Genomic DNA, 23110 nt, shown 5'->3' with positions numbered 1-23110 from the left:
GCCCACATGCCGTCCACCCCCGCCGCCAGCCAGCCGATGCCGAGCAGCGCCACCAGCGCGGCCAGCAGCTCCAGCGGGGCGATGGCGAACACGGCAGCCGCCAGGCACAGGAGCTTGCGCGGCAGGCCGGCCTTGCCGGCCAGCATCACCAGCAGACGGTAGGCGGTGCGCGCGCCGTACGCCGGCTGGAACAGGCTGTAGATGAAACCGCGCCGCGACAGCTGGGTGGAGACGTCGGCCAACCCGGCAAAACCGGCCTGTGGCCCCATCGGTTCGCCGACCCGGCAGCGCCGATCGCCCAGTGCGGCAGCGGCAGCCACGGCGGCGGCGATGGCCCCGGCCGAGGTGCCACCGATGTTCTTGAAGCGGTATTCCCGGGCCAGCGACAGCACCGCGTTGGGGTACACGATGCCGCTGGTGATGCCGCCCTTCATGACCAGATCGCAGTACTTGTCCGCCATTGCGCCGCCCTCCTCCGCCTTGGGCACCAGTATCGCCTAAGGCCTTCTCAGGGCCTGAGAACCCCGCCGCAGTTACGTCATCGGCGGTTGCCGGCGGCCGACTGCGGCACCCGGCGCACCTGCGACAGGTCGTAGCCCAGCGCGGCGATCCGGGTCATGGCCTTCTGGTAGTCCTGCTCGGAGATCTGCGGGGTGCGCGCCATCAGCCACATGTAATCGCGCTTGCTGCGGCCGACGATGGTCTGCTGGTAGTCGTCGTCCAGGTAGACGATCACATACTCGGCCTTGATCGGCCAGACGAACTGCATGCCCCACTCCGCGCCGTTGGTGCCTTCCTTGACCGTGCCGATCGGGTGCATGGTCTTGATCGGTGCCTCGAAGCTGCCCTTGCGATAGCGGAAGGTGGTCTGGATACGGCCATCGGGACGCAGTGCGTAGGACTCCACCGCGTCGAATGCCTCACGCTCGGGCCGGCTGGGGATATGCGCGATCACGTACCAGTCGCCCATGAAACGCGGCACGTCCACGTGGGCCACCGGCGGAATGGGGCGGGTATTGCTGCTGCAGCCGCCGAGCAGCATGCCGGCGGCGAGCAGGGGAAGCAGGTGTCGTAGCGTCATGGCAATATCCTCGGCGTGGGTCAGGGACGTTCGAACAGGTAGTGGGCCACCATCCACTGCTGGCCCTGCTGGTAACCGAAAAGCTCGGCGCAGGCCATCCAGAACATGCGCCAGCGCTGGAACCACAGCGCCGCGGCGGCGTCGCCGTAGCCGGCGCGGAGCACCGCCATCACCGCGTCGCGATTCTGGTCTTGGCGGGCCAGCCAGTGGTTGGCGGTGCGCTCGTAGTGGGTGCCGTCCAGCAGCCAGCGCTGCTGCAGGTGCAGGTGCTGCTGGAAGTGCAGCAGGGTGTCGGCGGCCGGCATCAGCCCACCGGTGAAGAAGTGCCGCCCCATCCAGTTGTCCTCGCCCTCGGCTTCGAACGGGTACATCAGGGTGCGGTGCACGAAGATATGCACGAACAGCTTGCCGTCCGGGCGCAGCCACTGGTGGATGCGCTGCAGCAGCCGCGCGTAGTTGCGCACGTGTTCGAACATCTCCACAGAGACACAGCGATCGAAGCTGCCAGGGTCCAGCACAAGCTGGTTCACGTCGCGGGTCAGCACGGTCACGTTGCTCAACCCACGTGCGCGGCACTGCGCCAGGATGTGCTCGCGCTGGCTGTTGGAATTGGACACGGCGGTGATGCGCGCGGTGGGATAGCGCTCGGCCATCCACAACGTCAGCGATCCCCAGCCACAGCCCAGTTCGAGGATGTCCTGGCCGTCGGCGAGCTGCGCGCGTTCGCCGTACAGCGCCAGCATCGCCTCTTCGGCCTGGTCCAGGGTTTCGTTGCCGGTGGGGTAATAGCAGCTGCTGTACTTCAGGCGGGCGCCGAGGCAATCCTGGAAGAAGGCGGCGGGCACTTCGTAATGCTGGCGGTTGGCCGCGTCCACATGCAGGGCCAGCGGACTGCGCGACAGGCCGATGATGCGCTCGGCGAAACGTTGCGACTGCGCTTCGACACTGCCTGCACTTTCCTCGCGCAGGCGGGCTTCGCACTGGCGGCGGATACCCAGCCGCAGCAGCGCATCGGGCAGCAGGCCGCGTTCGGCCAGGCCGGTCAACCCGGGAGCGTAGTCCGGCAGGGGCAGCGATTCTCGGGCGACGTTCACGGTGAAGACTCCTTGCGGGGCGAGGTGGTACGGGAGGGGAACCACGGGAACAGCATCGGCGTGCTGCGCTGGTAGTCGCGGTAATCATCACCACGCGTGCGCAGCGCCTGCGCCTCGGTGAAGGGAATGCCGCTCACCCAGCGCAGGAACACGTACATCACCACCGGGCCGGACCAGGCCAGCCACCACAGCGGCGACTGCACGGCCAGCAGCACGTAGGTGAACCAGTGCAGCCATTCGAAGAAGTAGTTGGGATGGCGCGAGTAGCGCCACAATCCATCGCGGCAGGTCCTGCCCTTGTTGGACGGGTTGGCGCGGAACCGGGCCAGCTGGCGGTCGGCGAGCGCCTCACCACCGACACTGAGGAACCACATCGCCACCGCGGCGACGATCCAGCCCACGGGCAGTTCCGCGCTCTGCGAAACCGCCACGAACGGCAGTGCGAACAGGACGATCAGCACCGCCTGGAACTGGAAGAAGCCGAAGATCTTGCCCTGGTGCCCGTTCCAGTGCCGACGCAGGTGCTGGTAGCGGCCATCTTCGTCTTCGCTGCGCACGCGCTTCCACAGGTGCAGCGCCAGCCGCGAACCCCACAGCCCACCAAGCACGGCCAATGCGATGCGCGGCGCGGTTTCACCATCGCCCAGCCACGCCAGCAGCAGCGCAGAGGCGCCCACGCCCTTGGCCCAGAGCACATCCACCACGCCGATGTTCTGGTGCCGGCGCTGCCACCACCAGCCCCAGCACATGATCAGTGCCGCATACAGCCATACCCACAGAAGATGGATCATGCATGTGCTCCCTTGGTGGTTGCTGCGGCGTTGCCGGCAGCGTGCTGCCAGTGCTGTGCGCAGGCGGCCAGTACCGGCAGTGCAACGGCCCAACCCGCAGCCAGCATCGCCACGCCCTGCCAGGCCGGCGCGGCGAAGGCCACCGACGACCAGCCGCGCGCCGCGGAGAGATAGGCCAGCGGCGCCAGCAGCCCGACCAGCGCCGCCAGCCACAGACGGTGCTGCAGCGCCTTGAGCGACACCGTGAGCGTCATCGCGAACGCAGCCCACAGCGCCAGGATCCACACCGGCGCCATCCACGGGCTTGGCCCCGCCGCGGCGTACACCACCCGGCCGGAGCCGCCAGCCACGCCGTCCACGACCACGCCGCACAGCAGCGCCACGCCCAACAGCTTCAGGTCGACCGCAGGCCGCGCCGCCCACGCCAGCTGGCTGAGCACGTACACGGTGGCAGCCAACACGGCGGGCCAGCGCAGTCCGTGCCCGGCGCCGATCACCGCGCACAGCCAGACCCCCTGGTTGCCGATCACATTGGCCCAGAAATGGCGCACGTCAGTGGGTTCCCTCGATCGGCGCCGGCCGGTAGCCGGGCCGCGCCAGCAGCAGCTGCGAGACGCCGATGGAGCGCTCCAGGAAACCGCCCTCGCAATAGGCCAGGTAGAACTCCCACAGGCGGATGAAGCGCTCGTCGAAGCCCTGCGCGCGTACCGCCGGCAGCTGCGACAGGAAGCGGCGGCGCCATGCGCGCAGCGTGAGCGCGTAGGACTGGCCGAAGTCATGCTGGCCGATCAGCTGCAGGTCGCTGCTGCGCGTCTTCGCGCCCAGCATGGCGTGCAGCGAGGGAATGAAACTGCCGGGGAACACGAAGCGCTTGATGTAGTCCACGCTGCGCCGTGCCTGCTCATAGCGCTCGTCTTCGATGGTGATCGCCTGCAGCATGGCCAGCCCGTCCGCTTTGAGCAGGCGGGTCAGCGTGGCGAAGTAGGTGTCCAGGTACTGCGCGCCGATGGCCTCGATCATCTCGATCGAGACCAGCTTGTCGTACTGCCCGTCGAGGTCGCGGTAGTCCTTCAGCAGTACGGTCACCCGGTCCTGCAGTCCCGCCCTGGCCACGCGTTCGGTGGCCAGGGCGTACTGCTCCCTGGAGATGGTGGTGGTGGTGACGTGGCAGCCATGGTGGAGCGCCGCGTACACCGCAAAGCCGCCCCAGCCGGTGCCGATCTCGATCACGCGGTCGCCGGGTTGCAGGCGCAACTGGTCGCAGATGCGGGCCAGCTTGCGCTGCGAGGCCACTTCCAGCGTATCGCCGGGTTCGGCATACAGCGCCGAGGAATACATCAGGTCGCTGGAGAGGAACAGCGAGAAGAACGCATTGCCCAGGTCGTAATGCGCGGCGATGTTGCGTCGGCTTCCTTCGCGGGTGTTGCGGCGCAGGCGGTTCCAGCCCTGCAGCAGCCAACCGCCCAGCCGCGCCGGGCCGCGCTCCATGCCGTCGAGCAGCGCGCGGTTGCGCACCAGCAGCTGCACCAGCGCCACCAGGTTGTCGCAGCGCCACTCGCCGCGGATGTAGGATTCGCCCGCACCGACACTGCCCTGCGCGGCGACCGCGCGGTAGAACGCAGGGTGGTCGACCCACACGGTGACCTGCAGTGCTCCGTCGGCGTCGCCGAGGGTGACATCACCCAGCGCGTCGCGCAGTTGCAGGCGGCCACCCTTCATGGGCGCGAGCTGGGCCAGCAGGCGCCGGCGCAGGAAGGCTTCCAGCGCGCTGGGCTGCGGCAGGGCCAGCGGTCGGGTCATGTCGTTCATGGTTGCTTTCCGGCAATCGAAGGGTGGTCGTGGACAGGGGTGCGTTTCAGCCACAGGCGCAGCGCCTGCCAGTGGATCGCCACCACCACCTGCAGCGTCATCAACGGATAGCGCAGCAGCACGGCGGCCAGGCCGCGGCCGTCCAGCGGGTGGCGCTGCAGGGCCAGGTCGGCGTCGAACTGGCGCTGGCCGTCGCGCCACACCTGCATGTGCACGCGCAGGTCGTCGCCGGGGGCGGTGAAACGCCAGTGGTAGTGGCAGTCCATGGGCATGAACGGCGACACGTGGAAGCGCTTGTCGAAGCTCCAGCCGAGCGCGCGGCCGTGCGCATCCGCTTCCGTCACCGGCAGCACGTAGGCGTGGCGTTCTTTCCACGGCGTGTTGGTGATCTCGGCCACGATGCAGTCCAGCGTGGTGCCGTCGGCGGCGTAGCAGTAGTAGAAGCTGACCGGGTTGAACACATGCCCGGCGTAGCGCAGGTGGGTCAGCAGGCGGATCGGGCCGGACGGTGCGCGTCCCATTGCCTCGGTGATGCGTGCCCGCACCGCACCGGCCAGCGGCTGGTCCGGGTCGCCCAGGTAATCGCTGCGGCGGAACTCGGCCAGGTTGCGGCGGCCCACCGACCACAGCCAGCGGCGTTCGAACAGCGTGTCCAGCTCGTCCAGGTCCAGCAGCAGCTGCGCGACCGGGTAGGTGAAGGCGTGGGCTTGCGGTGCATGGCGGCGGTGCTGCATGCGGCCCCGGTAGATCGCACTGGCGGTCATGCCGACACCCCCTGCGACAGCGGCCAGTAGGCTTCGGCGTCCAGCGACTGCAGCGCGTCCACCACCCGCCGTGCACTGCGGATGCCGTCCTCGTGGAAGCCCCAGCCCCAGTAGGCACCGGCAAACCAGGTGCGGCGCCTGCCCTGCACTTCGGTCCAGCGGGCCTGCGCGCGGACCATGTCGTGGTCGTGCACCGGGTGCGCATAGTGCAGCGTGCGCAGCACCTTCGCCGGGTCGATGGCCTCGGTGCGGTTGAGCGTGACCACCAGCGGCGTGGGCGTGTCGATGCCCTGCAGCAGGTTCATGCAGTAGCTGACCGAGCACGGTGCCATCGGATCGCGCGGCACGTGCGCGTTCCACGCGGCCCATGCCTTGCGGTTGCGCGGCAGCAGGCGGGCGTCGGTGTGCAGCACTACTTCGTTGGGCTGGTAGCCGATCGCGCCGAGCACGCTGCGTTCGCAGGCGTCCGCGTCGGACAGCAACGCCAGCGCCTGGTCACTGTGGCAGGCCAGCACCAGCTGGTCGAAGCCTTCCAGGCCTTCGGCGGTGAGCACGCGCACACCGTGCTCATGCCGCTCCACGCCCAGCACGCGGCTTTCCAGCCGCTCGCGCACCCGCCATCGCCGACGCAGTGCGTCCACGTAGCGCGCCGAGCCGCCGCTCACCACCCGCCACTCCGGCCGCCCACTGATCTGGAGCATCTGGTGGTTGGCCATGAACTGCACCAGGTACCGTGCCGGGAAGTGGGCCAGGCTGGCGATGGGTGCGGACCACAGGGCCGACGCCATCGGCAGCAGGTGCTCCTGGATGAAGGCGCCGCCGTAGCGGCCTGCGTCGAGGAATTCGCCCAGCGAGGGCCCTTCGTCGGTGCTGTGCAGCAGGGCCGGCGCCTCGCGGTAGAAGCGGCGCAGGTCGCGCAGCATGCCCCAGAAGCGCGGCGAGACCAGGTTGCGGCGCTGGCAGAAAAGGGTGTCCAGCGAGGTGGCGTTGTACTCCACGCCGCTGCGCTCGCTGTGCACCGAAAAGCTCATGGTGGTGGGCTGAGATGCGACGTCCAGATCGTCGAACAGCGCGGTCAGCAACGGGTAGTGGGTCGGGTTGAACACGATGAAGCCGGTGTCCACCGCGTGCACCTGGCCGTCCACCTCGACCTGGTGGGTGTGGGTGTGGCCGCCCAGATAATCGTTGGCTTCGAACAGGGTGACCTCATGGCGCTGGCTCAGCCACCAGGCGCTGGCCAATCCGGCGATGCCCGATCCGATCACGGCGATGCGCATGTCAGTGCTCCGCCTTGGCCAGCACCCAGGCCGGCACCGGTTTGAGGTCGCGCACCAGGCCCAGCGCGGCCATCGCGCGCAGCCCGTACCAGGTGAGGTCCACTTCCCACCAGTAGAAGCCCTGGCGCGCGGTGCCCGGGAAGAAGTGGTGGTTGTTGTGCCAGCCCTCGCCGAAGGTCAGCAGGGCCAGCCACAGGTTGTTGCGGCTGTCATCGCCGGTGGCGAAGCGGCGCGTGCCGAAGCGGTGGGCCAGCGAGTTGATGGTCACCGTGGCGTGGAACAGCACCACGGTGGAGATGAAGAAGCCCCATACCAGCATCTGCCCGCCGCTGGTGCCCAGCCCGGGCGCCACCCGTTCCAGCAGCGCGCCCAGCCCGAACAACGCAGCGGCCAGGGCGATCGGCACCAGCGTGTCGAAGCGGTCCAGCCAGCGCAGTTCCGGGTACTTCACCAGGTCGGGAATGCGCGCCCAGTCGGTGCGGAAGCCTTCGGTAGTGAGGAACCAGCCCATGTGGCTCCACCAGAAGCCGTGCACCGTGGGCGAATGCGGGTCCGCGGCGGTTTCGGTGTGGCGGTGGTGGTTGCGGTGGTGCGCGGCCCACCACAGCGGACCGCGCTGCACGCTGGCCGCGCCGATCACCGCGAACAGGAACTGCACCGCGCGCGAGGTGCGGAAGGTGCGATGCGCGAAGTAGCGGTGGTAGAAGGCGGTGATGGCGAACATCCGCAGCGCGTACAGCGCCAGCGCCACGCCCACCGCCACCCACGACACCCCCACCCAGATCACCGCCAGGCAGGCCAGGTGCATGGCTACGAAGGGGATCGCACGCAGCCAGTCCACGCGGTTCCCGTCGCCGCCCGCCACCGGCGCGGACGCACCGGTGTCGAACCAGCGCATCACGGTGACCCAAGGGCCGCGCGGGGCGCGACCGGGGTGATCGGGGGTGGAACGGGACCGCATGTCGCGCCTCTCCTGGGTGGTTCATCAGGAGATACGCAGCTCCGTGGCGTTTGGATGCACCCCTTCCGAAAAAAATTTCCGGAAGGGGTGTCGCTTACAGGTTGGCGATGTCGCCCTTGGCAATGACCGGACCGGTCGGGATGCCCTGCGGCGCACCGCTGGCCGGTTCCAGCGTGATCGCCAGCACCGAGCCGTTCACAAGGACATCACGCAACGCGTCCGGCACGGCCACGGTATGGGCGCGGTTGATCGAGACCAGGCCGAGCGAACGCGGCGCGCCGCCAGCCGGAATCAGCCACAGCTCCGGTGCGCGACCGGCCGAGTCGGCCGGTGCCGGCACCGGCACCATCAGCACCTTGCCCTGCGCCTTGTCCACCGACGCCAGCCAGCCGGGCGTGCCGTCGTCGTGCAGCAGCGGCGTGACCGGCTTGGTGGCCTGTTCCGGCTCGGCCGGGGTCGGCGTCGGCGTCGGCGTCACCGCGACCGGCGTGGTGGGCGCGGTCGGCGGCAGCACCTGGCGGTTGAACACCGCCACCAGCGCAATGGCCGCGGCCAGGGCGGTCATCCCCTGCCAGAACCCGGTGCGCTGCCACAGCTTCGGCGCGGCCGTCACCGCCGGCCAGCCCAGCTCGCTGCGGATACGCGGCCACAGGTGCGCCGGCACCGCTTCGCTGCCCAGTTCCTCCAGCAGCGGCGCAAGCCGGACCTGCCACTGCTCGACCAGCCGGGCGAAGCCGGGATCGGTGGCGATGCGCTGTTCAATCTGGCGCCGCTCGGCGGCGTCGTGCACGCCCAGCACGTATTCGCCGGCCAGGATGTCGGCACTGGGCGGCTGCCCGTCTTCGATGTCGTGAAGGTCGCGGATGTTCATCGTTCCAGGCACACCCGTAGTTGGCCCAGCCCGCGGCGGATCCAGCTCTTCACCGACCCCAGCGGCGAGCCGATGCGGCGGGCCAGTTCTTCATAACTGGCGCCGTGCAGGAACGCGCTGCGGATCAGCGAGCGGCGACGCGGCTCAAGGGTATCCAGGCATGTATCCAGGCGCGCGCGGTCGGAGGCGTGCTCGGCCACCTGCCCCGGTTGCGGCGCGAAATCGGGAATCTCCTCGGCCACCGACAGGTCGTCCAGCGCCCGCGGCGGCGCGGCCCGCAGCCGGTCGATCGCGCGGTTGCGCGCCATCATCGACAGCCAGGTCATGGCCGACGCCCGCGTGGCATCGAACTGGGTCGCTTTGCGCCAGACCGTGGTGAACACATCCTGCAGGACCTCTTCGGCATCGCCGCGATCGCGCAGGGTGTGCAGGCAGATCGCGAACAGCCGGCCCGAGGCGAGCTGGTAAACGGACTCGAACGCCTGGCGGTCGCCGCCGGCCACCTGGACCAGGAGCCGGTCAAGGCGTGCTGACGCGGCGGTATCTGAAGCATCCAGCTCGGGCATCGCAGGCTCAACGTGGGCAGGGAGCGAACCTGCATGGTCGTTGCTCTGGCGATTGGCTGCAAGAGGGTCATCAGCTGTCGCATTTCTTCACCAGGGCCTGCTCCCGCGCCGTGGCAAGCTCTGCCGCGGAAGCGGCAACGGGCGGGGAAGGGAACTCCACGCGCACCTGCGGGTAGCGACCGTTGTGGTCGCGTACGTTGCCGGTGCCGGTGAACTGCAGCAGGCGCTGGTCGGCGCTGGCATAGATGAGGGTTACCGCCGGCACCGCGAAGCCGAACCATGCATCGAGTTTCATCTGTAGCTGCTGCGCCGGCTGGCCTTTCCAGGTGAGGGCTGCGGTGCGTTGCAGCTTCAACGGCACCAGCCGCTGGCGGCTGGGCAGCAGGAACTGGAACGCCACCGGCTGCCCTTCGAGCAGGTCTGCCCAATGGCGCCGCACGGCCGCGTCGAAACCGGCATCGACCACCGCGCCTGCGGGCACCTCCAAGCCGCGGCTGACCGGGGTGGCATCCGAAGTGGCCCGCACGTAGACCGTGCGCGCCGCACCATTGCCGCGCACACCTTCCTGGTACCCGTCGCGCCCGTCCTCCAGCGCGAAATCCGGCGTCTGCGGGCTGCCCTGGGGCGTCATCCACTTGCGCGCGAAGGGGCGGCCGTCCGCGCAGCGGTACAGCACCAGCCGCGACAACGCCTCGGGCGGCCCCTGCAGCCAGTGCGTCTCGCGGTATAGCAGCGCCCCACCATCCGCAGCGAAGGCGCGCCCTTCCTGCCGCTGCACGGCCTGGGCAGGCGCCAGCAATGGGCACAGCAGCAGAAGCAGTCCAGCGGAGCTGAGAGGGAGGCGGCGCATGCCGGTTTCCATGAGAGGTTGCTGGAGAGATACGCGGCAAGTGGGTTGGCGGATGCACCGATAGATACTTTCGATTTGCACTACTACCGTCAGACGGTAGTATTCAGGTCAACGATCCTTGGGACCGCTCCCTTGCGCCCCATCCCTTACCCGCACCCCGGCGAGATCCTTCAGGAAGAATTCCTGACCCCGTTCGGCCTCACCCAGTACCGGCTCGCCAAGTCGATCGACGTCAAACAGACGCGGATCAGCGAGATCATCGCCGGGCGCCGGGGCATCACGGCCGACACGGCACTGCGGCTCGCGCGGTTCTTCGGTACCAGCGAGGGCTTCTGGATGAACCTGCAGATGTCGTACGACGCAGCCAAGGCGCGCGACGAGCTTGCCGACGTGCTTGCCCGCATTGAACCCTATCAGCCCTCGCCTTGACCGCGGGCACAGCGAAACCGAACAATCCCTTGAAGCAAAGGATAAGACCCTGCAGTACCGCTCCTACCTGCCAGGCGCGCCGGCATGACCAGCGCCCTTGAGATCGCCGCCAACGTCACCGTGGCCGCCTCCATCCTCCTTGCCGGTCGCAACAGCGTGCACACCTGGTGGACGGGCATCATCGGCTGCAGCCTGTTCGCCCTGGTGTTCTACGAAGCCCGGCTGTATGCCGACGTGGTGCTGCAAGGCGTGTTCGTGGTCACCAGCGTGATCGGCTGGTGGCAATGGTTGCGCGGGGATCATGGACATGCGCTGCCCATCACCATCGTCCGTTTGCCAACCCTCGCTTGGATCCTGCCAGCGGCGGTGCTGACGAGCACCGGTTACGGGTTGCTGCTGCATACCTGGACCGATGCCTACGCGCCGTTCCTCGATTCGGCGGTACTGGTGCTCAGTGTTGTCGCGCAGCTGTTGATGATGCGCCGCAAGCTGCACTCCTGGTGGTTCTGGTTGATGGTCAACAGTGTGGCCGTGCCGCTGTATGCCAGCCGTGGACTGCATCTGACGGCGCTGCTCTATGTCGTGTTCTGGATCAATGCGGTGGTATCGCTGCGACATTGGCGACGGCTGATGCGTGAGCAATACGCGCAGGTTGCAAGGGTCAGCGGCGCGCATGACTGACAATTTCGGCACGGGGTTGGTGGTTGGCAAGTTCAGTCCGTTGCATCGGGGGCATCAGGCGCTGATCGAGCATGCCGTAGCACGCTGCGACCGTGTGCTGGTGCTGAGCTGGAGCGCGCCGGAGTTTGCAGGCTGCCACGCCGCACAGCGTGACGCGTGGTTGCACACGTTGTACCCCAATCTGGAACGGCTGGTACTGGACGATGCGCGTCTCGCCGCCGAGTGCCTGCAGCGCAACCTCCCGGTGCGGAAGCTGCCCACGAACCTGGACGATGACGCCGCACAGCGCGCGTTCGTGGCGTGGGTGTGCAGCGCCTTATGGGGTGTGCGGGTGGATGCGGTGTTCACCAGCGAGTCGTACGGTGATGGCTTTGCCGCGGCCCTGCAGGAGGCGTTCAGTGCCGAGGCGGGCCAGCATTGGCCAGTGGCCCACGTGTGCCTTGACCTGCCACGCCGCTTGATTCCTGTCTCGGGCACGGCGCTGCGGCGTGATCCGCACGCCATGCGTGGTTTTCTTGACCCCCGCGTATACGCGAGCTTTGTCGGCCGGATAGGCTTGCTGGGTGGCGAATCCACCGGCAAGAGCACGCTTGCTGCTGCATTGGCCGCGCGTCTGGAAACCCAATGGGTGCCGGAGTTCGGGCGGGAACATTGGGAGGCCCGTCAGGGCGCGCTAGCGTACGACGACCTGCTGCACATCGCTGACGTACAGGTGGCCCGTGAACACGCGATGGCCTGCGATGCCAACCGTTGGCTGGTATGCGATACCACCCCGCTGACCACGCTCCTTTACTGCAAGGACATGTTCGGCCGCACCGAGCCTGCGCTGCAGGCCCATGCGCAGCGACGCTACGACATGCTGTTTCTGTGCTCGGCCGACTTCCCGTTCGTGCAGGACGGTACCCGGCGCGACGAGAGCTTTCGCCTGGCGCAACAACGCGCGTACGTGGCGGCATTGTCGGCACGGGGAATGGCGTTCACCACGCTGCGGGGTTCGGTTGATGCCCGCGTGGCGCAGGTGCTCCAGGCGCTGCACGGATGCGCCGGGGACACGACCGCGCACGGGGGCTTGACGGACTGAATGGGAGGCGTAGCATTTACCCCAAGCCAAGGGACAGACCCGCGGCAGCCACAACGACATGAGGGATTCTCATGGAATACGACTATCTCGTCTTCATTGGGCGTTTCGAGCCCTTCCACAACGGCCATGCGGCCGTTGCCCGCCTGGCCCTGAGCCGGGCCCGCAAGCTGATCTTCCTGGTCGGTTCTGCTGATACCCCTCGCAGCCTACGCAACCCCTGGACCGTGGCCGAACGCGCCGTGATGATCCAGGCCGCGCTTGATGGCGACGCTGCACGACTGATCATCCGCCCGCTTCGCGATCACCTCTACAACGAGGCCCACTGGATTGCCGGCGTGCAGCGGGCCGTCGCCGACGCCCTGCGTGCCGATGGAGCCCCGGCGGATGCCAAGGTGGGGCTGGTGGGCATGGACAAGGACGCGTCGAGCTACTACCTGCGCGAGTTCCCGCAATGGCCGCTGGTGGATGTGCAGCACACCGAGACGCTCTCGGCCACGGAACTGCGCCGCTACCTGTTCGAGTCCGGCGACCTGGATTTCCATGGGGCACTGCTGATGCTGCGCGGCAACGTTCCCGCGCCGGTGTACGACATGCTGGAAGCCTTCCGCAAGAGCGCCCCTGCGTATGGCCAGCTGGTGGCCGAGTATCGTTTCATCGAGCAGTACCGGGCTGCCTGGAAGGATGCGCCGTATGCGCCCACCTTCGTCACCACCGATGCGGTGGTCGTGCACTCCGGCCACGTGCTGCTGGTGCGCCGTCGCTCGGAGCCGGGCAAGGGGCTGTGGGCGTTGCCGGGCGGCTTCGTCGGCCAACAACAGTCGCTGCTGGACAGCTGCCTGCGTGAGCTGCGCGAAGAGACTCGCCTGAAAATCCCGCTACCGGTACTGAAGGGCTCGTTGAAGGGCCAGCAGGTCTTCGACCACCCCGACCGCAGCCAGCGTGGCCGCACCATCACTCATGCCTTCCACTTCGAGTTCGCCGCTGGGGAACTGCCGCCCGTGCGCGGTGGCGACGACGCCGACAAGGCACGCTGGATCCCGGTGAGCGAGGCGCTGGACATGGGCCCGCAGCTTTACGAAGACCACCTGCACATCCTGGAGTTCTTCCTGGGCCGGGGCTGATTCCCGACCTGTTCCATCGCTGGCGGATAGACCGCCGGCGCCACCCGACGCGAAGGAGCTTCCGTCATGCATTACCTCGATAATCTTCTCCTCAATACCGACAGCTACAAGGCCAGCCATTGGCTGCAGTATCCGCCGGGAACCGATGCCACCTTCTTCTACGTGGAATCGCGCGGTGGCCTTTACGACCGCACGGTGTTCTTCGGCCTGCAGGCGATCCTGAAGCAGTATCTGTCCAAGCCGATCACCCATGCAGAGGTCGACGCAGCGCGTGACCTGTTCAGTGCCCATGGCCTTCCCTTCAACGAGGAAGGCTGGCGCTACATCGTCGACCAGCACCACGGCCTCATGCCGATCCGCATCCGGGCCGTACCCGAAGGCACCGTGGTGCCGGTGCACAACGCCTTGATGACCATCGAATCGACCGACCCGCAAGCGTTCTGGGTACCGTCGTACCTGGAAACGATGCTGCTGCGCATCTGGTACCCGGTGACAGTGGCAACCACCAGCTGGCATGCCAAGCAGACCATCCGCCGCTACCTGGAACTTACCAGTGATGATCCAGAGGGCCAGCTGCCGTTCAAGCTGCATGATTTCGGCAGCCGCGGGGTGTCGAGTGTCGAATCCGCCGCCATCGGTGGTGCGGCGCACCTGGTGAACTTCCTGGGTACCGACACCGTGTCGGCCCTGCTGTTTGCCCAGGCGTTCTACCACGAACCGATGGCCGGCTATTCCATCCCCGCCGCCGAACACAGCACGATCACCAGCTGGGGCCGCGAGAATGAGGTGGAGGCCTACCGCAACATGCTGGCGAAGTTCGCCAAGCCGGGTGCGCTGGTCGCGGTGGTATCGGACAGCTACGACATCTACCAGGCCATCCGCCAGCACTGGGGCAGCACGCTGCGCCAGCAGGTGGTCGACTCGGGGGCCACCGTGGTGATCCGCCCGGACTCGGGCGATCCGGTGACGGTGGTTCTGCAGTGCCTGGAGCTGCTGGATGAAGCATTTGGACACACGATGAGCGCAAAGGGCTACAAGGTGCTGAACCATGTACGGGTGATCCAGGGTGACGGCGTCAATCCGGACAGCATCCGCGCCATCCTGGAGCACATCACCACGGCAGGTTTCGCGGCCGACAACGTGGCCTTCGGCATGGGCGGTGCGCTGCTGCAGCGCTTGGACCGCGACACGCAGAAGTTTGCCCTGAAATGCTCGGCCGCCCGGGTGGACGGTCGCTGGATCGATGTCTACAAGGACCCGGTTACCGATAGCGGCAAGCAGAGCAAGCGCGGCCGCCTGCGTCTTCTTCGCCACCGCGAATACGGCCAGTTCCGCACGGTGCCGGTACCGGCCGAGGCGGACGCAATGGACGACTTCAGCCTGCCACTGGGGTTCGAGGACGCCATGGTCACGGTCTGGGAGAACGGCCGATTGATCCAGGATGACGCCCTCACCGCGATCCGCCACCGTGCCGATGCGGCACGGGCGTAGTCGCAAGCTCTTGACCGCCGCCGCAACTCGGCCTACCTTGTGCTCGTCGATGGTATCCATCTCTTCATGCAGATGAAGGGATGGGTTTAAACGGGAATCCGGTGACGGTGCCTTGCGCACCCATTCCGGAGCTGCCCCGCAGCGGTGAGTGGAAACGAAACCTGCCAACAGCACTGGGCCCGGCGCCTGGGAAGCGGCAGGAAGTAGGTGGGCCCCGTGCCTGTGTCCATCAGCCCGAATACCGGCCCCGGCCGGAGGACACGACCGTCCTCTGATTCGACCTGGAACGTCCGCGGGGAGGTTGCCGGGGCCTGCCGCCATGCGTTCTGCGTGGCGCTGCCCCCGTGCGTCCGCTTCACGGCATCCGGTTCGCCCGCGGGGGCGAAGGTCGCTGGCGGGGCGGACACGGCAGCAATGGCGTGGGTGCCGCGCAGTTCCTTCGTTCCTCAATGCCGCTACTGCAATGAGGACACGTTCCATGACCACTGTTACCAACCTGGGTTTCCCCCGCATCGGCGCCAAACGCGAGCTCAAGCGCGCGCTGGAAGCGTACTGGTCCGGCCAGAGCAGCGCCGAAGCGCTGCAGGACACCGCCACCGCCCTGCGCACCACGCATTGGCAGCTGCAGCGCGATGCCGGGGTGGATGTGCCGCCCAGCAACGACTTCAGCCTGTACGACCAGGTGCTGGATGCCGCCTTCCTGTTCGATGCCATTCCCGCCCGCTACCGCGCGCTGGCCGATGCCGATCCGCTGGCCGGCTATTTCGCGATGGCACGCGGACTGCAGCGCGATGGCTTCGACCTGCACGCGCTGGAAATGACCAAGTGGTTCGACACCAACTACCACTACCTGGTGCCCGAGCTGCAGGCCGGCCAGGGCTTCGCGCTGCGCGGTGACAAGCCACTGGCCGAATACCGCCAGGCCAAGGCGCTGGGTATCGAAACCCGGCCGGTGCTGATCGGCCCGGTGACCTTCCTGCTGCTGTCCAAGACCACCGATGGCAGCCCGGCGCTGGAGCTGCTGGATGCGCTGCTGCCGGTGTACGTGCAGCTGCTGGGCCAGCTGCAGGCCGCCGGCGCGCAGTGGGTGCAGCTGGATGAGCCGGCGCTGGTGCAGGACCTCAGCCCGGAGGCGCGCGCTGCTTTTGAACACGCCTATGCGGTGCTGGCCACCGCCGCCCGCCCCAAGGTGCTGGTGGCCACCTACTTCGGCGCATTGGACGACAACCTGGAACTGGCGGCCTCGCTGCCGGCAGATGGCCTGCACGTGGACCTGGTGCGCGCGCCGGAACAGCTGGATGCGGTGATCAAGGTCCTGCCCCCCGGTCGCGTGCTCTCGGCCGGGCTGGTCAACGGCCGCAACATCTGGCGTACCCACCTCGACAACGCGCTGGTGCTGGCCCGCTATGCCCACGGCCAACTGGGCAGCGATTTCCTGTGGCTGTCGCCGTCGTGCTCGCTGCTGCACAGCCCGGTGGACCTGGCGCATGAGAAGAAGCTGGACGACGAACTGCGTGGCTGGCTGGCGTTCTCGAAGCAGAAGCTGGAAGAGCTGCGCGTGCTGGCCGATGCGATCGACGCGCCGGCCCGCGCCGAAGCCGCGCTTGAGCTCGCGCGCGAGCGCATCGCCTCCCGCAAGCGCTCGCCGCGGGTGCACAACCCCGCCGTGGCCGCGCGCCTGGCCGCACTGACCCCGGCCGATGCACAGCGCCACAGCCGCTACCCACAGCGCCACCTGGCCCAGGCCGCCGCACTGAAGCTGCCACGCTTCCCCACCACCACCATTGGTTCGTTCCCGCAGACGCTGGAAGTTCGTGAGGCCCGCGCACGCAACAAGTCCGGCACCCTCCCCGACGCCGACTACGATGCGTTCATGGCCAGCCAGACCGAGCACTGCGTGCGCATCCAGGAGCAGATCGGGCTGGACGTGCTGGTGCACGGGGAGTTCGAGCGCAACGACATGGTGGAGTACTTCGGCGAGCAGCTGGACGGCTTCGCCTTCACCAAGAACGGCTGGGTGCAGAGTTACGGCTCGCGCTGCGTGAAGCCGCCGGTGATCTACGGCGACGTGACCCGCCCGCAGCCGATGACCGTGCGTTGGTCGCAGTACGCGCAGTCGCTCACCGACCGGCCGATGAAGGGCATGCTGACCGGGCCGGTGACGGTGCTGCAGTGGTCGTTCGTGCGCGATGACCAGGCCCGCGCCGATACCTGCCGGCAGATCGCCCTTGCGCTGCGCGATGAGGTGCTGGACCTGGAGGCGGCCGGCATCGGCGTGATCCAGATCGACGAACCCGCCATTCGCGAAGGCCTGCCCCTGCGCCGGGCACAGTGGCGCGAGTACCTGGACTGGGCGGTGGAGGCATTCCGGATCAGCGCCAGTGGCGTGCGCGATGCAACCCAGATCCACACCCACATGTGCTACTCCGAGTTCAACGACATCATCCACTCGGTGGCGGCAATGGACGCCGATGTGATCTCCATCGAGACCTCGCGCTCGCGCATGGAACTGCTGGATGCCTTCGTGCGCTTCCAGTACCCCAACGAGATCGGTCCGGGTGTGTACGACATCCACTCGCCGCGCGTGCCGGACAAGGAAGAGATGCTCTCGCTGCTGCGCAAGGCCGCCGAGGTGCTGCGGCCCGAGCAGATCTGGGTCAACCCGGACTGCGGGCTCAAGACCCGCGGCTGGCCGGAGACGCGGGCCGCGCTGGAAGCGCTCGTAGCGGCGGCGCACCAGCTGCGCGCCGAGACCGCCGACGCCAACGCCGCCTGACCTTTCCACTGTTGCACAAGGACCCCGCTGCCGCCGTTGCCGGTAGCGGGGTCAATGGATTTCCGCATGACCGATTTCATCCGCCCCACCCTCACCCTGCCCGGCGGCCACGACAAGCTGCTGCTGCATTCCTGCTGTGCGCCCTGCTCCGGCGAAGTGATGGAAGCCATTACCGCCTCGGGTATCGACTACACGATCTTCTTCTACAACCCCAACATCCACCCGGCACGCGAGTACGAGCTGCGCAAGCAGGAGAACATCCGCTTCGCCGAACAGCATGGCGTGCCCTTCATCGACGCGGACTACGACACCGACAACTGGTTCGCCCGCGCCCGTGGCATGGAGAACGAGCCTGAGCGCGGCATCCGCTGCACCATGTGCTTCGACATGCGCTTCGTGCGCACCGCGCTGTATGCGCATGAACATGGCTTCCCGGTGATCAGCAGTTCGCTGGGCATCTCGCGCTGGAAGGACATGAACCAGATCAACGACTGTGGCCACCGTGCTGCTGCCCACTACCCAGGCATCCAGTACTGGGACTACAACTGGCGCAAGGGCGGTGGCGCCGCGCGCATGGTGGAGATCAGCAAGCGAGAGCAGTTCTACCAGCAGGAGTACTGCGGCTGCGTGTACTCGCTGCGGGATGCCAACCGCCACCGGCGCGAGAACAACCGTGAGCGGATCAAGATCGGTCTGTTGTATTACGGCCAGGACAACGACACGCCCAAGGGCGATTGACGTACGCGCGGGGGGCCGCCACGCTGGTTGCCCCTCTCTCGTTGCGCTGGACCTGCCATGACCCCCCTGCCCGCCGATGTGGCCCTGCTGGTAATCGACCTGCAGCCGGACTTCATGCCCGGCGGTGCGCTGGCCTGCGAAGAAGGGGATGCGCTGGTGGCGCCGATAGCCGACCTGCTGGCAGAACGCCTCTACCGCACGGTGGTGGCAACCCAGGACTGGCACCCGGCTGACCATGCGTCGTTCGCCAGCCAGCATCCGGGCAAGCTCCCGTTCGAGACCATCCTGCTGCACGCGCAGCCGCAGACCTTGTGGCCGAACCACTGTGTGCAGGGCAGCGAGGGCGCCGTGCTGCACCCGGGCGTGGACTGGACCGTGGCCGACCTGATCCTGCGCAAGGGCACCCGCCGCGAGGTGGACTCCTATAGTGCGTTCCGCGAGAACCATGGACCTGACGGCACCCGCCCGGCCACCGGCCTGGCCGGCTGGCTGCACGAGCGCGGGATCCGCGAGGTCCATGTGTGCGGACTGGCGCGGGATTATTGTGTGCTGTGGAGCGCGCAGGATGCGGTGAAGGCGGGCTTCCGGGTGAAGTTCCACTGGGAGCTGACGCGCCCGGTGACCGAGGCCAACGACGGGATGGTGCGCGAGGCGCTGGCCAAGGCCAAGATCGAGGTGATCTAACGCACGGGACTGGCACGCCCCGAATGGACGTAGCCGCTGACCCCGCATCCGGTAGGTCACGACCGTTGGTCGTGACGGACCATCAAGGGCCCGGGCGGGGCGGTGCCCCCCGGGCAGTGGCGTTACCTGCTTTCCGGCGAGAAGTTCTGAGCTCCGCGCGTCTTTCGCCACTGGATCCACGCGATCGCGGCGACGAGGAAGACGCTGCACAGGTAACTGCCTTCCGGCCCTTCCGCGCCACCGGTCAGGGCGTCGGGACCATACGGGCGCAGCGCCACCAGTAGCGCCGGCAAGTGCGCATCCATGCCGGTGACGGGCAGTTCGAAGCCGGTCGCGAGCAACCAGTTCCACCCCGCGTGCCAGCCCATCACGCCCCAGATATTGCCGGTCCGCAGCACCCAGGCGCAGGCGAACAGCGAGAACAGTAACGTGCCGAGCATGACCCGGGGCGGCTGGTGCGGACTGAAATGCAGGAAGCAGAAAACGAGCGATTCCAGCAGCACTGCCACCATGACATTGGTCTTGCGCGCAACCACCGACAGCATCCAGCCGCGGAAGATGACTTCCTCCACGCTCGCCTGGAACATGAAACCCAATAGCAGCAGACCGATGTGCAGCAGACTGACGGGCGACCGCCAGGCCGGCCCCAGGTCCGCCGCCTGCATGCCGCCAGCCATCCAGATCGCGACTACGACCAGCGCGATCGTGCCGAATCCAACGGCTAGCCCGTGCAGGAAGGTTTTCAGTGGCGCCGGACCGGTCAGCCCGATACTCGCCAGCGAGCGCCCTTCGACGAAGCGTACCCAGGCGAGCACGGCCGCCAGCGTCGGCGCGAAGCCGAACCACAGCAGCGCATGCAAGCCAGCGAGGCCGATCGGATCGCCGCGCGGTGTCGACCAATACTGCGACTGCATCCACCCGTCCAGCGCGATCACCGGTACCGCGTTGAACAGGATCATCAGGATCGGCGTCAGCCAGGCCCAGGGCAGCCAGCCGCGCGCCGGATCGGGCGAATACAGGGCAACGGGGGTCATGCGGGGCTCCAGGTCGACGTGATCGCCGCTGCAAGGTGCCTTCCGCGCGGGGGCGTGGCAACCGGTTTGCGACCAAGCCACAGAAGCCGCCGATGAATCACCCGGATCGCCGATTGAAGTAGGACACCGATCAAATGAAAAGGCCGCGCACCCCAATGGGCTGCGCGGCCTCGATTGCATGCCGCAGCGGGAAGGCAGTGCCCTCCCGCTGCCTGGCATCACAGCGCGATGCGGATACCCGCGTTGACGCTGTTGTTCTCCACGCCCGACCCCTGCTCGGTGCTGACGCCACCGTACAGGTAGGTCGACGCACCCAGGCGCACGGTGCCCTGCAGCTGGGCACGACCGAAGGCCTTGCCCGCCTCGGCGGCGGACAGGTCCACGCGCTCGCCGGCCAGTGCGGTAGTCACCGTGGCCTGGCGGGCCTGGCCGTGGTTGATGCCCGCCTGCAGACCGAACTGCCAGGTCCCGCGCGCCGCCAGCGGATCGTTCAGCAGCGAGCCGACCGACAGGCCGAGCGTGGCGCGGCTACCTTCCGCCTGGAGGCGTGCGACGTCCAGCGCCGCCAGCGAGTCACCCCCTTCGCGGTAGGCATTGCGCTCAACCTTCTGCCAGTTGCCGCGCAGTGAGGGCTGCCAGCTCAGGCCTGCCGCGGTGAAGGGCAGGCTGACACCGGCGCTGGCCATGCGGGTAGTGCCCGAGGCCTTGCCGGACAGCGGACCATCGGCACCCAGGACGTCCGGACGCTGGCTTTCCCAGCGATCGGCCGAGTAGGACAGCATGCCGTCCAGCACCACCGCACCTGCCCTGGCCGCGCCATAGGCAAAGAACGCGTTGCTGTCGAGCGTGTTGTCCAGCGGGCTGCGCTCCAGTTCCGACGTCGTGCGGCCCAGGCCGGCGCCCCACGCCACGTTGGAGGAGCGGTACACGTCGATACCGGCCGTGGCACGACGCTGGCGGGCATCGAAGCGGTCGGCGCTGGCATCCGCGTCCACCGACAGATCCCCGTAGCCGATGTTGGCCCACAGCAGCTGGTCGATACGCGTGCTGGATGCATCCAGCAGCACACCCTGGCCCAGTCGACCGGTCACGTCGTCGGCCAGTGCGGTCGCATTGGACTGCGCCAGCGCGGCCAGCTTGGCGTGGCTCTCGCCGGTCAGGGCGGTCACCAGCACCGGCAGTGCCACTGCATCCTGCTGCCATACCGCGCGCAGCAGATCGGTCTGCTCCGCGGTGGTGGTGCCGGCGTCGCTGGCTTCCACCAAGGCATCCAGTGCAGCGGCAGTGGCCAAGCCGTTGCCGTTGACCTTGCCCACCAGGTCAGCGCTGTAGGCCGTCGGTGTCACGTACAGATCGATGTCGAAACCGGTGGTGTAGTACACCTGGAAACGCGTGCGGGCGGCCAGGCCCTCGGTCGGCTGCAGGATCCTGTCGAAGGTACCGGTCACGCCGCCCTCGCCACTGACGATGCGGAACATGTCGCCCACCTTCGGGGTGAAGGTGTTGCCCGCATTGCCACTGATGCCGCGCAGCAGGGGCTGCAGGGTGCCGTTGGCGACGAAGCGACCGGCCGCGCCGGACACCAGCAGGCGCGAGTAGTTGCCCGCGCCGGCGCCGGTGCCGTACCCGTCGATATCGATCTGCAGCGTGGCGTCGTCGGTCAGCGTGACCGTACCCGTCACTGCCAGAGTGCCCGGCGAGTTACCCGGGGCCAGCGTGCCATCGACGCGCATGTTGCCGGCGATGGTGCCCGTGCCACGCACCGTACCGTCACGTTCCACCTGCACATTGCTCATCAGCACGCCATTGGCACTGAGGGTGCCTTCGTTGACGCACGTGCCATTGGCCAGGACCGCGGTGCCTGCCAAGTTGAGGCGACCCGCACCACTCTTGATGAAGCAGCCGGTGCTGCGCGAACCGTCCAGCATGCCGGTCAGCTGCGTCGTGGTGCCCGAGGCAACATCCAGCGTTGCCTCGCCCATCACGAGCAGCGGCTGCGTCACCTGGGTGTCGACCGTCGTGCGCAGGGTCGCGTCATTGATCGCCACGGTGCCGGAACCCAGGCCGCCTGCATGCGCCAGCACGACCGTGCCGCCACTGATCAGCGTGCCGCCTGCGTGGGTGTTGGCCGCGCCAAGCACCAGCGTGCCCTGGCCGTCCGCCACCAGGGTGCCGCCGCCGCTGATCGGGCCATTGACTGTCAGCGTGCTGCCCTCACCGCTGCGCAGCGTGCCCACGCTGTCCAGCACCATCGAACGTCCGGTGGTCATCGACGAGGATGCCTGCAGCGTGCCGCCATTGAAGGTCAGGCCGCCCGTTGCATCGCCGAGATTGCCGTCGCTGCTGATGTTGAGCACGCCGCCGTTGAGCGTGGTGCCGCCGGTGTAGGTGTTCTGGCCCGACAGGGTCAGCTCGCCTTCGTTGACGGTCGTGCCGCCGCTGTGGCTGACCGTACCGGTCAGCTCCAGGCCGCCTTCGCCATTCTTGATCAGGCCACCAGTACCGGACACGTCGCCGCTGTTGGTCAGCGTGGTATTGCTGTCGGTGGTGAAGGTGCCATCGCCCGCAAGGAGCACGTCGCGATCGCTGGCCACATCACCCGTGGTGTGCAGCTCGCCGCCGTTGAAGGTCAGGCCACCAGATGCATCGCCGAGGTTGCCATCGCTGCTGACGTTGAGCACGCCGCCATTGAGCGTGGTGCCACCGGTATAGGTGTTCTGGCCCGACAGGGTCAGTTCGCCTTCGTTGACGGTGGTGCCACCGCTGTGGCTCACCGTTCCGGTCAGCTCCAGGCCGCCTTCGCCATTCTTGATCAGGCCACCAGTACCGGACACGTCGCCGCTGTTGGTCAGCGTGGTGTTGCTGTCGGTGGTGAAGGTGCCATCGCCAGCAAGGAGCACGTCGCGGTCACTGTTGAAGTCGCCGGTGGTGTGCAGCTCGCCGCCGTTGAAGGTAAGGCCGCCCGTTGCATCGCCCAGGTTGCCATCGCTGCTGACGTTGAGCACGCCGCC

Annotated in this window: 22 protein-coding genes and 1 riboswitch; of the genes, 8 read left to right on the top strand and 14 right to left on the bottom strand. The window is 67.6% G+C overall.

Annotated features, from left to right (window positions below):
• From RWO33_RS11975 to RWO33_RS11920, 12 genes are all read right to left on the bottom strand, one after another.
• Positions 1–461: patatin-like phospholipase family protein (locus RWO33_RS11975; RefSeq protein WP_314105015.1), on the bottom strand; the 461-nt coding region annotated here is incomplete at its 3' end.
• A gap of 77 nt (positions 462–538) precedes the next feature.
• Positions 539–1081: a lipocalin family protein gene (locus tag RWO33_RS11970; protein ID WP_314105014.1), complete on the bottom strand. Its 543-nt coding sequence runs from the start codon at positions 1079–1081 to the stop codon at positions 539–541.
• 20 nt (positions 1082–1101) lie between these two features.
• The gene (locus tag RWO33_RS11965; RefSeq protein WP_314105013.1) at positions 1102–2175 is read right to left on the bottom strand and encodes a cyclopropane-fatty-acyl-phospholipid synthase family protein; all 1074 of its coding nucleotides are present in this window, start codon (positions 2173–2175) and stop codon (positions 1102–1104) included.
• Complete coding sequence (locus tag RWO33_RS11960) at positions 2172–2966, bottom strand: DUF1295 domain-containing protein (RefSeq protein WP_314105012.1); 795 nt, start codon at positions 2964–2966, stop codon at positions 2172–2174. Before RWO33_RS11960 ends, RWO33_RS11965 begins: the two co-directional genes overlap by 4 nt.
• Positions 2963–3517 (bottom strand): DUF2878 family protein, encoded by a 555-nt coding sequence (locus RWO33_RS11955; protein WP_314105011.1) that lies wholly within the window; start codon positions 3515–3517, stop codon positions 2963–2965. The genes RWO33_RS11960 and RWO33_RS11955 overlap by 4 nt, the downstream gene beginning before the upstream one ends.
• Before the next feature lies 1 nt (position 3518).
• Positions 3519–4775, bottom strand: a complete 1257-nt coding sequence (locus tag RWO33_RS11950) for a cyclopropane-fatty-acyl-phospholipid synthase family protein (protein ID WP_314105010.1) — start codon at positions 4773–4775, stop codon at positions 3519–3521.
• Entirely contained in the window at positions 4772–5539 is a 768-nt protein-coding gene (locus RWO33_RS11945) for a DUF1365 domain-containing protein (RefSeq protein ID WP_145480974.1), read from the bottom strand. Before RWO33_RS11945 ends, RWO33_RS11950 begins: the two co-directional genes overlap by 4 nt.
• A complete protein-coding gene (locus RWO33_RS11940) occupies positions 5536–6816 on the bottom strand; it encodes an FAD-dependent oxidoreductase (RefSeq protein ID WP_314105009.1) in 1281 nt (426 codons plus the stop codon). The genes RWO33_RS11945 and RWO33_RS11940 overlap by 4 nt, the downstream gene beginning before the upstream one ends.
• Position 6817: 1 nt before the next feature.
• The gene (locus RWO33_RS11935) at positions 6818–7714 is read right to left on the bottom strand and encodes a fatty acid desaturase (RefSeq protein ID WP_314105017.1); all 897 of its coding nucleotides are present in this window, start codon (positions 7712–7714) and stop codon (positions 6818–6820) included.
• Between the two features lie 157 nt (positions 7715–7871).
• Positions 7872–8648 (bottom strand): anti-sigma factor, encoded by a 777-nt coding sequence (locus RWO33_RS11930; protein WP_314105008.1) that lies wholly within the window; start codon positions 8646–8648, stop codon positions 7872–7874.
• Entirely contained in the window at positions 8645–9214 is a 570-nt protein-coding gene (locus RWO33_RS11925) for a sigma-70 family RNA polymerase sigma factor (RefSeq protein ID WP_145480954.1), read from the bottom strand. Before RWO33_RS11925 ends, RWO33_RS11930 begins: the two co-directional genes overlap by 4 nt.
• 70 nt (positions 9215–9284) lie before the next feature.
• Entirely contained in the window at positions 9285–10064 is a 780-nt protein-coding gene (locus RWO33_RS11920; protein WP_314105007.1) for a hypothetical protein, read from the bottom strand.
• Positions 10065–10196: 132 nt separating this feature from the next.
• On the opposite strand from RWO33_RS11920, the gene RWO33_RS11915 reads away from it, so the two are divergent.
• From RWO33_RS11915 to pncA, 8 genes are all read left to right on the top strand, one after another.
• Positions 10197–10493, top strand: a complete 297-nt coding sequence (locus RWO33_RS11915; protein WP_314105006.1) for a HigA family addiction module antitoxin — start codon at positions 10197–10199, stop codon at positions 10491–10493.
• Positions 10494–10577: 84 nt separating this feature from the next.
• Positions 10578–11174, top strand: a complete 597-nt coding sequence (gene pnuC, locus RWO33_RS11910) for a nicotinamide riboside transporter PnuC (protein ID WP_314105005.1) — start codon at positions 10578–10580, stop codon at positions 11172–11174.
• Positions 11167–12255 carry an AAA family ATPase gene (locus tag RWO33_RS11905; RefSeq protein WP_314105004.1) on the top strand — a complete coding sequence of 363 codons (1089 nt, stop codon included), beginning with the start codon at positions 11167–11169 and terminating at the stop codon, positions 12253–12255. The genes pnuC and RWO33_RS11905 overlap by 8 nt, the downstream gene beginning before the upstream one ends.
• 65 nt (positions 12256–12320) lie before the next feature.
• Positions 12321–13376 carry a bifunctional nicotinamide-nucleotide adenylyltransferase/Nudix hydroxylase gene (locus RWO33_RS11900; RefSeq protein WP_314105016.1) on the top strand — a complete coding sequence of 352 codons (1056 nt, stop codon included), beginning with the start codon at positions 12321–12323 and terminating at the stop codon, positions 13374–13376.
• A gap of 66 nt (positions 13377–13442) precedes the next feature.
• Positions 13443–14867 (top strand): nicotinate phosphoribosyltransferase, encoded by a 1425-nt coding sequence (locus RWO33_RS11895; protein WP_314105003.1) that lies wholly within the window; start codon positions 13443–13445, stop codon positions 14865–14867.
• Between the two features lie 33 nt (positions 14868–14900).
• Positions 14901–15132, top strand: a riboswitch (cobalamin riboswitch).
• 213 nt (positions 15133–15345) lie between these two features.
• Positions 15346–17643 (top strand): 5-methyltetrahydropteroyltriglutamate--homocysteine S-methyltransferase, encoded by a 2298-nt coding sequence (gene metE / locus RWO33_RS11890; protein WP_314105002.1) that lies wholly within the window; start codon positions 15346–15348, stop codon positions 17641–17643.
• A 66-nt stretch (positions 17644–17709) separates the two neighbouring features.
• Complete coding sequence (locus RWO33_RS11885; protein WP_095362649.1) at positions 17710–18381, top strand: epoxyqueuosine reductase QueH; 672 nt, start codon at positions 17710–17712, stop codon at positions 18379–18381.
• A 57-nt stretch (positions 18382–18438) separates the two neighbouring features.
• Positions 18439–19065, top strand: a complete 627-nt coding sequence (pncA, locus tag RWO33_RS11880; RefSeq protein ID WP_314105001.1) for a bifunctional nicotinamidase/pyrazinamidase — start codon at positions 18439–18441, stop codon at positions 19063–19065.
• 122 nt (positions 19066–19187) lie between these two features.
• Here the strand turns inward: pncA and RWO33_RS11875 are convergent, their stop codons facing one another.
• Both RWO33_RS11875 and RWO33_RS11870 read right to left on the bottom strand, forming a co-directional pair.
• The gene (locus tag RWO33_RS11875; RefSeq protein ID WP_314105000.1) at positions 19188–20099 is read right to left on the bottom strand and encodes a type II CAAX endopeptidase family protein; all 912 of its coding nucleotides are present in this window, start codon (positions 20097–20099) and stop codon (positions 19188–19190) included.
• Positions 20100–20317: 218 nt separating this feature from the next.
• The coding region (locus RWO33_RS11870) for an autotransporter-associated beta strand repeat-containing protein (protein WP_314104999.1) at positions 20318–23110 on the bottom strand (2793 nt) is incomplete at its 5' end.

Origin of the sequence: uncultured Stenotrophomonas sp. (assembly GCF_963519925.1) — a bacterium.
Taxonomy (GTDB): domain Bacteria; phylum Pseudomonadota; class Gammaproteobacteria; order Xanthomonadales; family Xanthomonadaceae; genus Stenotrophomonas; species Stenotrophomonas maltophilia_AE.
Note: the sequence above shows the minus strand (reverse complement) of the source record. Positions and strands in the feature narration are given on the sequence as shown.